This is a genomic window from Wolbachia endosymbiont (group A) of Conops quadrifasciatus (assembly GCF_964027015.1).
GTDB lineage: Bacteria > Pseudomonadota > Alphaproteobacteria > Rickettsiales > Anaplasmataceae > Wolbachia.
Genome location: NZ_OZ034722.1, coordinates 202,507 through 214,244 on the forward strand (window position 1 = coordinate 202,507; position 11,738 = coordinate 214,244).

At 34.6% G+C, this 11,738-nt stretch carries 11 protein-coding genes, 1 tRNA gene, 1 rRNA gene and 3 pseudogenes; 10 read left to right on the forward strand and 6 right to left on the reverse strand.

The genetic code is table 11. The features are described from left to right. The first annotated feature begins 4 nt into the window (after window positions 1-4). Window positions 5-111: ribosomal RNA gene (gene rrf / locus AAGD69_RS01025) — 5S ribosomal RNA — on the forward strand. A 16-nt stretch (window positions 112-127) separates the two neighbouring features. Here the strand turns inward: rrf and AAGD69_RS01030 are convergent. The 3 genes and pseudogenes from AAGD69_RS01030 to rpmH form a co-directional block, all read right to left on the reverse strand. After that, a complete protein-coding gene (locus AAGD69_RS01030) occupies window positions 128-352 on the reverse strand; it encodes a hypothetical protein (RefSeq protein WP_064125319.1) in 225 nt (74 codons plus the stop codon). Window positions 353-442: 90 nt separating this feature from the next. After that, window positions 443-718: pseudogene (gene rnpA / locus AAGD69_RS01035) on the reverse strand (ribonuclease P protein component); the annotation flags it as partial. Between the two features lie 67 nt (window positions 719-785). Continuing rightward, window positions 786-920 carry a 50S ribosomal protein L34 gene (gene rpmH / locus AAGD69_RS01040; RefSeq protein WP_006279898.1) on the reverse strand — a complete coding sequence of 45 codons (135 nt, stop codon included), beginning with the start codon at window positions 918-920 and terminating at the stop codon, window positions 786-788. A 107-nt stretch (window positions 921-1,027) separates the two neighbouring features. Between rpmH and pstC the strand changes: the two genes are divergently transcribed. The 4 genes from pstC to fsa all read left to right on the forward strand — a co-directional run bounded on the left by pstC (window position 1,028) and on the right by fsa (window position 4,940). Then, window positions 1,028-2,116 (forward strand): phosphate ABC transporter permease subunit PstC, encoded by a 1,089-nt coding sequence (gene pstC, locus AAGD69_RS01045; protein WP_341812619.1) that lies wholly within the window; start codon window positions 1,028-1,030, stop codon window positions 2,114-2,116. Window positions 2,117-2,217: 101 nt separating this feature from the next. Then, entirely contained in the window at window positions 2,218-3,645 is a 1,428-nt protein-coding gene (atpD, locus tag AAGD69_RS01050) for a F0F1 ATP synthase subunit beta (protein WP_341812620.1), read from the forward strand. Between the two features lie 12 nt (window positions 3,646-3,657). Then, window positions 3,658-4,002: a F0F1 ATP synthase subunit epsilon gene (locus tag AAGD69_RS01055; RefSeq protein ID WP_341812275.1), complete on the forward strand. Its 345-nt coding sequence runs from the start codon at window positions 3,658-3,660 to the stop codon at window positions 4,000-4,002. A gap of 296 nt (window positions 4,003-4,298) precedes the next feature. After that, window positions 4,299-4,940, forward strand: coding sequence for a fructose-6-phosphate aldolase (gene fsa / locus AAGD69_RS01060; RefSeq protein WP_341812276.1), 642 nt, complete (start codon window positions 4,299-4,301; stop codon window positions 4,938-4,940). A gap of 10 nt (window positions 4,941-4,950) precedes the next feature. Here fsa and guaB read toward each other — a convergent pair whose 3' ends face one another. Both guaB and rsmA read right to left on the reverse strand, forming a co-directional pair. Next, window positions 4,951-6,444 (reverse strand): IMP dehydrogenase, encoded by a 1,494-nt coding sequence (guaB, locus tag AAGD69_RS01065; protein WP_341812277.1) that lies wholly within the window; start codon window positions 6,442-6,444, stop codon window positions 4,951-4,953. A 31-nt stretch (window positions 6,445-6,475) separates the two neighbouring features. Beyond that, window positions 6,476-7,294, reverse strand: a complete 819-nt coding sequence (gene rsmA, locus AAGD69_RS01070; RefSeq protein WP_341812278.1) for a 16S rRNA (adenine(1518)-N(6)/adenine(1519)-N(6))-dimethyltransferase RsmA — start codon at window positions 7,292-7,294, stop codon at window positions 6,476-6,478. A 78-nt stretch (window positions 7,295-7,372) separates the two neighbouring features. Here rsmA and AAGD69_RS01075 point away from each other — a divergent pair. The 3 genes and pseudogenes from AAGD69_RS01075 to AAGD69_RS01090 all read left to right on the forward strand — a co-directional run bounded on the left by AAGD69_RS01075 (window position 7,373) and on the right by AAGD69_RS01090 (window position 9,542). Beyond that, a tRNA-Thr gene (locus tag AAGD69_RS01075) sits at window positions 7,373-7,445 on the forward strand. Window positions 7,446-7,469: 24 nt separating this feature from the next. After that, window positions 7,470-8,195 carry a triosephosphate isomerase gene (locus tag AAGD69_RS01080; RefSeq protein ID WP_341812279.1) on the forward strand — a complete coding sequence of 242 codons (726 nt, stop codon included), beginning with the start codon at window positions 7,470-7,472 and terminating at the stop codon, window positions 8,193-8,195. Window positions 8,196-8,709: 514 nt separating this feature from the next. Then, window positions 8,710-9,542 (forward strand): annotated as a pseudogene (locus AAGD69_RS01090) (transposase family protein). A gap of 64 nt (window positions 9,543-9,606) precedes the next feature. Here AAGD69_RS01090 and dprA read toward each other — a convergent pair. Then, window positions 9,607-10,610 (reverse strand): annotated as a pseudogene (gene dprA / locus AAGD69_RS01095) (DNA-processing protein DprA); the annotation flags it as partial. A 61-nt stretch (window positions 10,611-10,671) separates the two neighbouring features. Here dprA and AAGD69_RS01100 point away from each other — a divergent pair. Continuing rightward, window positions 10,672-11,046 carry a ferredoxin family protein gene (locus AAGD69_RS01100; protein ID WP_341812281.1) on the forward strand — a complete coding sequence of 125 codons (375 nt, stop codon included), beginning with the start codon at window positions 10,672-10,674 and terminating at the stop codon, window positions 11,044-11,046. Window positions 11,047-11,243: 197 nt separating this feature from the next. Next, window positions 11,244-11,726, forward strand: a complete 483-nt coding sequence (locus tag AAGD69_RS01105) for a hypothetical protein (protein WP_341812282.1) — start codon at window positions 11,244-11,246, stop codon at window positions 11,724-11,726. Window positions 11,727-11,738: the final 12 nt, after the last annotated feature.

An 11,738-nucleotide genomic window follows, 5' to 3' on the forward strand; every position in this document is an offset into this window, starting at 1 on the left:
TTGACTTGGTGGCTATAGCAAAAATGAACCACCCGATCTCATCTCGAACTCGGAAGTGAAACTTTTTAGCGCTGATGGTACTTGAAAAGGGAGAGTAGGTCGCCGCCAAGTTTATAAAAATTTCTTTTTATCGCCTTTTAATAATTCTTTTATTACGAGAAGTCGCTTCTATATTCAAATCTAATAATTGTGGTCTAGGCTTATTCTTATTCTGCTCTAAGTATTGACTTTGCTCAAATGCTAATTCCCATTGTGTACGATAACTAGATTCTTTATATTCATAAAAATCTTCTTTAACATTATTTGTATTTATATTGAGATTTTTATCTTGTTCTTTTCTACTCTCTACCATTAAACACCCACACCCGTTAATTTATTTTAAAAATTTTACTTATGTTATCATAAAAAATATAGTTGTAAATACCTTAATTGAGATTTTTTTTTATTTTATCTTTTTTAAGCAAATAGTTAGATCTTTTTGTAAGTTTTTATAATTTGCTTGCATAATGTTTCTATGAGTTAGTATTATGTAGTAGTGCCCTATATTGCTTATATTTAAAATGCTAATTTTAGCAAGCATTCGTAATTGCCTTTTTATTTTATTTCTTTTTGCTGCTTTTCCGGCTTTTTTACTGATAGCCAGACCTACTCTAATAGTATGAGTGTACTTTTCAGGTTCTCTTTCTTTTATAGCGTACAGTGATATATAAAGCCCACGATAAAAAAGACTGCTGAGTGCTAACTTATTTTTGAAAGCAAAGGAAAAATCTTTTTTTTTATACTTACTATGCGCATAATTTGTTACACCCTAATGAACGGCGCCTATTAAGGATTTTTCTTCCAGCTCTTGTTGCCATACGTGAACGAAATCCATGTCTGCGCTTTCTTATCAAATTTTTTGGTTGAAATGTTCTCTTCATTGTTTTTATATTAATATAATTATTTATTTTAAATTGTTTTACTTTATTGTCAAATGATGGTGAACTTGTATGACATTTTCGTAGAATAAAATTTGATGCATGGGAAAATGAATTCGGTGATAGTCATACCTGTCCTACTAATCCTTTTATTTTGTTTTAGTAGGTTTCAAGAAGTAAATAAGGTTAAATCTTATCTATATCTTAGTTGTGTATGGATGCTAACTTGGTTGTTAGTACTCTATAATAATTGTTTTGTAACTTTTATTTCTATAGCGTTACTTTTTTTCATGCTTGCTTTTATCTTTAAAAATAAAAGAAATAAGATAATAAAACTTTCGTTATTTGTGGCTTTGGCCATATCATTTTTTATCACTTTATTTATAATGCTATCTATTTTTATTCAATCCATTAATTTTTTTAATAAAGTAGCTATTTCAGAATTCTTGTTTTGCTTGAAATGGGGCCACAATGTAGTCACTATCAATGAAGAGAAGATAGGATGTTTTGGTATAGCGCCGCTTTTAGTAGGTACATTACTTATAACTATTATAGCAATGTTAGTTGTCGTTCCGCTTGGTTTATTTTCTGCAATATATATTAGTGAATATGCGAGTGAGAAAGTGCGTTATATTGTTAATACAACTTTGCAAGTTTTATCTGCTATTCCTACGGTTGTATATGGATATTTTGCGGTTGTGTTCTTGTCTTTCTTTATAAAGCAGGTAGCAAATTTTTTTGGTTTAAGTATACACTCAGAAAGTGCCTTAGTTGCGGGTTTATCGATTGGGATAATGATTCTTCCTTTTATTATTTCTTTACTTGAAGATGCCATAAGATCTGTTCCAAAAAGCTTGCGTTATGGCTTCATGGCACTTGGCGCAACTCCAGCGGAAACTATATGGCATATAACAATACCTTATGCAATGCCTACAATTTTAAGTGCAATTTTATTGTCAATTTCAAGAGTGATGGGTGAAACAATGATTGTGCTAATGGCTGTGGGAATCAACGCAAATTTGACTTTTAACCCTCTTAATTCAGTTACTACCATTACCGTGCAGATCGCTACATTACTTACCGGAGATCAGGATTTCAATAGTGTACAAACTCTTGCTGCTTATGCGCTTAGCTTAGTATTGTTTATTATTACTTGGCTATTAAATGCATTTGCATTGTTTGTAATGAAGCGTAACTAGTAAGCGTTTTAATGTTGCAAAATTTCTATTAATAATATAAGATTTATTTTCTTTAGAAGTTCTTTTATGGAATTATAGTGTTAGGTGATAAAAATAAAGAGATGAATATAGGTAGAGCGATTAAGGTAACTCAAGCAGTTGTTGATATAAAATTTGAAGGTGAATTGCCTAAAATATTTAATGCTTTAAAAAGCAAACTAAAATATAAGGATAAGGAGCTGGTTTTAGAAGTTTCGCAGCATATAGGTGACAATATAGTTCGTTGTATTGCTATGGATAGCACAGATGGCATGTCAAGGGGGGATGAATTTGTTGATACAGGCGAACCAATATCAGTTCCGGTTGGGCGTTCAACTTTAGGAAGGATTTTTAATGTTGTGGGAGAGCTTATAGATGAGTGTGGTCCGCTGAAGGGAAAGTATGATTTAGAACCTATACATAGAGCACCTCCAAGTTTTACTGAACAGAGAATACAGGAAGAAGTTTTAGTTACGGGAATAAAAGTTATAGATCTTCTTGCACCTTATCTTAAAGGAGGAAAAATTGGCTTATTTGGTGGAGCCGGTGTTGGTAAAACAGTCCTAATAATGGAATTAATTAATAATATAGCAAAAGCTCATAAAGGATTTTCTGTGTTTGCCGGGGTAGGGGAGAGAACGCGTGAAGGTAACGATCTTTATCACGAGATGATCACTTCAAATGTAATAAATATAAATGAGCATGAAAAATCTCAAGCTGTTTTGGTTTATGGTCAGATGAATGAGCCTCCTGGAGCAAGGGCTAGAGTTGCTTTAACAGCACTTACTATGGCAGAGTATTTTCGTGACCGTGAAAACCAAGATGTTCTATTTTTTGTGGATAATATCTTCCGTTTTACACAAGCTGGTTCTGAAATTTCTGCTTTACTTGGAAGAATACCGTCAGCTATTGGTTATCAGCCAACCCTTGCAACTGATATGGGTGCAATGCAAGAAAGAATAGCTTCAACAACTTCTGGCTCTATTACTTCTGTGCAAGCTATATATGTTCCTGCGGACGATTTAACTGATCCAGCCCCAGCAACTATATTCTCTCATCTTGATGCCACCACAGTGTTGTCAAGGCAAATAGCTGAAATGGGAATATACCCTGCTGTTGATCCACTTGATTCAACTTCTCAGTCTTTATCTGCTGAAATCATTGGTGAAGAACATTATAAGGTAGCTTCTAAGGTGAAACGTATATTGCAAACTTATAAATCACTGCAAGATATTATCGCAATACTTGGTATGGATGAGCTATCTGATGAAGATAAAATTATTGTTGATAGGGCTCGTAAGATTCAGAAATTTCTTTCTCAACCTTTTCACGTTGCAGAAATATTTACTGGTATGCCTGGTAAATTTGTTTCACTTTCTGATACTGTTTCCAGTTTTAAAGAGATTGTTGAAGGTAAATATGATCACTTACCAGAGGCTGCTTTTTATATGGTGGGGAATATAGATGAAGCAATAAAAAAGGCTGAATTAATACAAGCTGAAGCTAAATAAAAGTTAAAGATTATGAATACTTTTAAAGTGCAATTTTTCTCTCCTGATGATCAAATTTCATTCAGTGGAGTGGTTTCTCTTTCAGTAACTGGGCTCAAAGGGGAGCTTATGATTTTAGCTCACCATGCTCCTTACTTAATTTATTTATTGCCTGGTATGATTACTGTTAAAATGAGTAACCAAACAGAAAAGAAGGTTGTAATTGATAGTGGCGTATTAGAAGTTGCAAATAATAATTGTAGCATTATAACAAGTCAAATTCAGGTTTTTGATCGTGCAATTCATGATGAGAAATCGTTTAAAAATAAGAGAATTAGTATATATTTAAGTTATCTTGATGAGAAATTTCTTTCTTAGTTATTTTAGGCAAAAAGTCGGTTATCACTTTCTTGTCATCCAAGTAGCCCAACTTTTGTCATCCAAGTGCTTTTTTTTCTTTTATCCAGTATTCTCTTCCCTGTCATCCTAGTGCGTGACACTGGGATCTAGGTGTAAAAATATTTGTAAATTATGAAATGGGTAATAGATTCTAGGAGTATATAATGTTCATGATAAAAAAAAGATGGATCCCAGTGTCAAGCTACTTGGATAACAGTAGGAGGGCGTTTGGATGACAAGATTTTGCAAGGGTATTTTTTTTATGGGAGATTAATATGGAAATTTTTCTTGATAGCGTTAATTTAAATGAAATTAAAGAATTAAAAGAGTTTATTGACGGTATAACAACTAATCCTTCTTTAATAGCAAAGTCCGGGCGTAAAGATAAATACGAGGATTTAGTGCGTGAAATATGCTCTATTATCAAGGGGCCTGTTAGTGTTGAAGTTGTTGCAAATAACCATGCAGATATGGTTAAAGAAGGCCTTAAGTTAGCGAAAATCGCTGATAATGTTGTGGTAAAATTGCCCCTTACATATGAAGGATTAATTTCTTGTAAAAAGTTGTGGACAGAGCATAAAATACCCGTTAACATCACATTATGTTTTTCTCCTGGACAAGCACTGCTTGCCGCTAAGGCCGGTGCTTGTTTTATTTCTCCCTTTGTTGGTCGCCTTGATGATATAAGCTATGATGGCTTATCGCTAATAGAAGATATATGTACTATATATTCTAATTACGGTTTTGATACTAAAGTTCTTGTTGCATCAGTGAGAAGCCCAGCACATGTAATAGAAGCTGCAAGGCTTGGTGCTGATTCAATTACTGTGCCAGCAAAAGTACTTAGACAATTAATTAATCACCCACTTACTGACCAAGGGCTAGCAATATTTGAAAAAGACTGGGGTGCAAAATAATAAACGGTCACTACTCTGAATCGGTTGACAAATTGGACGCTTGATAAGCGTAATTTGGAGCTTCTTGTGTAATGACTATATCATGAGCATGACTCTCTCTTAATCCTGATGCAGTAATAGTAACAAATTTACAATTTTTTTTCATCTCTTCTATATTCCTATTACCAGTATACCCCATTGCAGCTTGCAATCCGCCAATCAACTGATGGATTACTCCTGAAGCTGGACCTTTGAATGGAACTCTTCCTTCCACTCCTTGTGGAACTAATTTTAGTTTTGAATCTTTATCTTGAAAATAACGGCTAGCTGAACCTCGTTTCATTGAACTAATAGATCCCATTCCTCGATAGCCTTTATATGCTCTGCCCTTATACATGATAATCTCACCTGGGCTTTCGTCAGTGCCAGCAAAAATCGAACCAATCATCACAGAGTCAGCACCAGCTGCAATAGCTTTTGCAACATCTCCTGAGTATTTTACCCCACCATCAGCAATTAGTCTGACGTTTCTTGCTCTACACGTCTCTGCAACATTCTTGATTGCAGAGAATTGTGGCACACCAACACCTGTAACTATTCTGGTTGTACAGATTGATCCTGGTCCTATTCCGACCTTCACTGCATCAACACCCGCATCAATCAACGCTTCAGCAGCCTCCCTTGTTGCAATGTTTCCGCCAATTAATTGCGTATTAGGATACATCTTTTTTATTTCCCTAATGGTATTGATAACGTTTTCGGAATGACCGTGAGCAGTATCCACAACAACTACATCAACTTCTTCTCCGATCAAAGCTTCACATCTTTCTATACCATCTTTTTTACCAGTGCCAATTGCAGCGGCAACTCTGAGACGCCCTTTACTGTCTTTACATGAATTTGGGTATCTATTGTATTTTTCAATGTCTTTAACCGTAATTAAACCTATACAACAAGAATTTTCATCTACGACCAAAAGCTTTTCTATTCTATTTTCATGCAACAATTTCATTGCTGAGGCACTATTCACTCCCTGCTCCCGCACTGTCACTAACTTATCTTTTGTCATCACTTCGGAAACTTTTACATTCATGTTCTGGTCTTCAATAAACCTCACATCTCGGTTAGTTAAAATTCCAACTAACTTGCGTTGATCGACTACAGGAATGCCAGAATAATTGTGCTCTCTCATTAATGAAATTGCTTCCGCAACTGTTTTATCCGGTGAAATCGTAATTGGGTTATACACGATCCAACTTTCATATTTTTTCACCCTTCTTACTTCTAAAACTTGTTCATCTATTGATAAATTCTTATGTATGCAACCTATCCCTCCATGTTGGGCAATAGCTATTGCAAAGCCCGATTCAGTAACAGTATCCATTGCAGAGGATATGAGAGGGATATTTAGTTCTATATTATTTGTTAAATAAGTTTTTGTATCTGCATCGCAAGGCAATATATTAGAATAGGCTGGCAAAAGAAGTATATCGTCAAACGAATAACAAGCTTCCATTTTTTTCATAGGCTTTATTTAAAGCTTATACGCCAATTAATTAAATTGCAATAGGGCTTTTGCAAAATGAGCATTCTACATTATTTGCCAGCAAACAAAACTGCTCAATGGTTAAGTTTTCTGGACGTTCGTTTCCACTCAATTTAGCGTTTTCAAGGACAGTTTCAGCGTGGTTCGTTATATTTTGCAAGCTATTTCTCAGCATCTTTCTTCTTTGAGCAAAAACGGCACGTGTTAATCTTGTTAAGGTTTCCAAATTTACTACAAACTTTGGGGTAGGCAAAGGATTTACTGTAATTACTGAAGAATGTATTTTTGGTCTTGGAAAAAACTCTTTAGGTTCAATATCAAATTCCTTTTTTATATCACATAGTAACTGGCTTAGCATTGATAAGGGACCATAATCTTTAGAATTGGGTCTTGCCGTAATGCGATCTGCTACCTCTTTTTGAAACATTAATGTCAAGTTCGTAAAAAATTTTATATTATTTAACCACTTTAAAAATAACACTACCGAGATATTGTAAGGCAAGTTAGCAATAACTTTGACTGGGCGCTCTATCAGCTCTTCTTCTATAACATGCAGTGCATCCGCTTCTATAATTCTATACTTTCCTTGATGCTCATTTAGCAGTTGGTCATGGTGTTTTACTAAATCTCTATCTTTTTCTATAGAAAGTAGAGACTTTGGATTATGCACCAATATTTCTCTTGTTAATGCACCATATCCAGGACCAATCTCAATGACGTTAAAATTCTCTAGATTGCCAGCTAAAACGACTATTCTTTTTATTATCTCACTCGATAAAATAAAATTTTGCCCTAGACTCTTTTTTGGCTTCAATAAAAATTTTCTCATATTATTTTCATTATACAGTATTTTAAAAATCAGTTGACTAAAATCCATTGATAATTGTATATTATTAATGTGTTTAACGCCGGCTTAGCTCAATTGGTAGAGCAACTGACTTGTAATCAGTAGGTTGTCAGTTCAAGTCCGACAGCCGGCACTCTCACCCATATAAGTAAAGTTGATGTCCTTTTTAATAGTAGCAAATTGGAAGATGAATGGAACACGGTCTTCATTTGTTGATTTTATAGGCAAACTTAATAACAAGAACAATGAGATTACTTCTAGACTAGTGATTTGTCCACCATTTACCGCATTTTCAGACAGTATAGAGTTGAGCGATAATATTAATATAGGAGCACAGAATTGCCATTATAAAAAATCTGGTTCTTACACAGGTGAAATTAGTGCAGAAATGTTAAAGGAATTAGGGTGTACTTACGTAATACTTGGGCATTCTGAAAGGGCTAACGAAACAGATAGTGAAATAAAACTTAAGTCGGAAATAGCAATAGAATCAGGCTTACACCCAATTATCTGTGTAGGTGAAAATTCAGAAGATTATAAGAATGAAAAAACAAAAGAAGTAATAGAATATCAATGCAAAAACCGTTTGCCAACACACGGTGAATATACCGTAGCATATGAGCCAATATGGGCAATAGGCACAGGTCATGTGCCAAATAATGATGCAATTGCTGAGGTGATAGAGGTAATAAAATTGTGTAATGGTAAAAAACACATTACATATGGTGGTTCAGTCAGTTCAGAAAATATAGAAAATTTGTTAAATATTTCAAATTTATCAGGAGTTTTAATTGGCAGTGCAAGCTTAGATTTCGATCACTTTTATAAAATCATACAACAAGTTGAAAAAAAGTTTTCTCTTATCAATTCTAAAAGTAGATAAAAGGGAATTACTCACTATAGGAATAGGGCTATCACGGGCGTCTCAGCAGATTCCGCTAACGCGTACTCCCTCGTCATAACGTCACGGTATCCGCTAACACGTAGCGAGATGACGGTTGTCAGAGTGACACTGGTTTCCATACAAAAGTGGTGTCATCTAAGTAGCTGACACTGATTTCCATCCAAGACGGTGTCATCCCAGTGCCCAGACACTGGGATCCAGAAGACTTAATTTCAACCAAGTGGCTGCATAATAAAGGCTGGATTCCATCGTCACGCGCTGGAATGACATCTTTCTTGGTGGACTCAAATCACAATGTTCGTACGGTTGTGGGCTTATAGCTAAAGTAATCTAGAAAATTAACGATATTTTATTCCCCGGTGAACGCTCTATTTTGTTTTCCAACTCTAGTTCTAAAAGAGCCATTAGAGCTATAGACCTGCTGCAAAAGGTGATTGAAAAAATAATGTGAGAGAAGTAGAAGAAGAATAAGCAGATTGAGTAAGGTAAAAAAATGAGCTTTAGTTACTATAACATGAAGAAACACCCAAGAAACTTTTGTAATATAACAGGTTTAACTATAGAGGAGTTCGAAAAGGTAGTGGAAAAAGTGAGGTCTGGGTGGGAAAGACTTGAAAAACAGAAAAAGTGCATGGTAGAAGATCACAACTACCAACTCTAGAAGATAAGTTATTTTGCGTAATTTTGTACTATCGCACTTACATAACACATAGATTTTTAGGGTGCCTGTTCAATGTTCACAACGCAAATGTATTTAGGTTACTGAAGAAAATAGAGCCATTACTTGCCAAAAAAGTTACTATAACAAAAGATAGAAGTATGACACCAGAAAAAATACTGAAGATTCTGGCTGATGTTACAGAACAGCAAATACAGAGACCAGAAGATAGTAAAAAACGGAAGAAATCATATTCAGGAAAAAAAAGAACCAACACTATGAAAACTGAGATTGTTATCGAAGAAGGTGGAAGAATTTTATCAGTGTCAAATTCATATCGTGGTAGAATTAATGATTTTCGCATAAGGAAACAAGAAAAATATTTACCAATCGATAGCATAAAATATGCCGATTCTGGATATCAAGGTTGGCAAAAATTGCAAAGCAATGTTATAATTCCATATAAAAAGTATCGTAAAAAGCCATTAACTCCAGAGCAGAAAGAGCATAATAGAAGATTAGCATCATTTAGAATGAGAGTAGAAAATAAGATCCGTGAGATAAAGATATTTAAGATTATGTCTCATGTTTACCGCAATTTTCAGAAAAAATACAACCTGAGGTTCAATATTATTGCTGGTATTGTGAATCTTAAGCACGCCTTTTAGTTAACCTTGATTTTAGTCACCCTCCTTTCCTTCTTTTTATTGCTTGATTCGCAGCAGCTCTATTGTTGGCAGAAAGTCCGCTTGCTAATATAAGTTCATTTATATCAACATGTACAGAGTTAATATGATCAACTATAACAGATTTTGCCTGTTGTAATTTTTCTTGTTTTTGGTTAACAGCATAGTGCTCAACATTAAATAGGTTTTTTGCTGCGGAGGTAAACTAAACCTAATACTCTCTATTATGTCATCAGCGGACTCGATAAGCTTAGCACCGTTTTTAATTAAATAATTACTACCACTACAGTGTGAATCTAAAGGGAAACCAGAAACTGCAAATACCTATCTCCCTTGATTTAAAGCAAAATCTGCTGTTATTAGAGAGCCAGAACGTTTCGATGCTTCAATCACTACAACACCCAGCGATAGACCAGATATAATTCGATTCCTTTGAGGAAAATACTGAGGCTTTGGTTTAGTAGCAAATGGAAGCTCAGTCATTACTAAACCACCGTTCCCAGTGATTTTTTTGTATAGATTAAAATTCTCTTTTGGATACACCACATCAATTCCGCTTGCTGTAACAGCAATAGTGGGATGATTTTTGTATATTACACTGTTTGCTGCGGTATCGATTCCTTTTGCAAGTCCAGAAACGATAACAAAACCAGCTTCGCTTAAATCAAGTGCTAGTTTACTGGCAAAATTTCTTCCATTCATCGAAGAGTTGCGCCCACCGATTATTGCAATTATCTCACGGCTTAATAATGATATATTACCAAACGCAGTTATTATAGGAGGACAACTAGAGATATTTCTTAAAAGATCAGGGTAATCTGGGTCACATGCGGGTATAATTTTAGCTCCAATTCTTTCTGCATTATTGATTTGTTCTCGTGCATCTTGAATGCCATACACCTTATTATTAGCCACCCTATTGAGATATTTTAGCACCTCATCTAGCGATCCATGTGTTCTTAGTATACTAAAAAACTTTATTGGTCCTATAGTTTTAGCCAAGCTTAACCATACTTCTAATTCTTTGTTGTTCAATTTATTTATCTTCATAAAAGGCTTGAATTTCTTATTAATTTAGTGTACCCAAGATAATACAAATATACAGTGTTTTATGACGCATTTTGTTACAGATAAATGCATAAAATGTAAATATACGGACTGTGTGGAAGTATGTCCCGTTGACTGCTTCTATGAAGGTAAAAACATGCTCGTGATTAACCCAGATGAATGTATTGATTGCGGAGTGTGCATACCTGAGTGTCCAGTAGATGCAATTGTAACTGATGATTCCATAAAAGATATTTTAGAACTAGATGAAGAGTTGCTGAGCAGCGAACAAAAAACTTTCAAGTTATTTTACGATATAAATGTAGAATACTCACAAAAATGGCCAAATATCACAGCTAAAAAGCAACCTCTCTATACTACAGAAGAGTATAAGGAAAAAAAGGATAAAACAACTTATTTTGATGAAAATTTAGAATAATGCTACTGAAGGAAAAGAAACTTTTTGTATTTCAGGGTTGTTGTTTTTGGTTGCTGAAAGTGGCTGTATTATTTAAGTTATTAATAATACTTACTGCTAAATTACAACTTCTTTATCACTACCGTGTTCCGTGTTGTTGTATTATTCTTAACATTTATATGTGTATACATACACGTACCAATATTTGAGAGGAAGAAATGAAAAAATTGCTCACCTTAATAGCTATGTTACCTGCTATTTCTTTGTCAGGGGCGTGTTTTGGAGTTGATTCTATTGAAGAAGATAAAATCTTTTATACTGTGACAACACATGGCAGCAACAGATTTTTAAGCTTTGCTTATGCTCTTGGCTATCACTATACAAACAGCACCCAAGTTTCAATTGGGCCTATATTTTCATTTTCAAGTCTAGCAGCAGGAGAAACGAGAATAGGAATTTTGTCGGGTTTACGCTACCATTATGATATTAAAGATATAGGTATTGCTCCGTACATTAATGCTAATCTTGGAATATCATCTTCAGGCTTTTCTGATTATAATCTTGCATACCGGATAAGTTCTGGTGTTGACTTTCCAATTTCTTCAAAAGCAAGTCTTTCTGTTGGCTATTACTTAGAGAGAGGTCTGTTAAGTCGTGGTTACCTTCATGGGCCGGAAGTGGGAGTAAATTTTAACTTTTAAGGATTTAACATG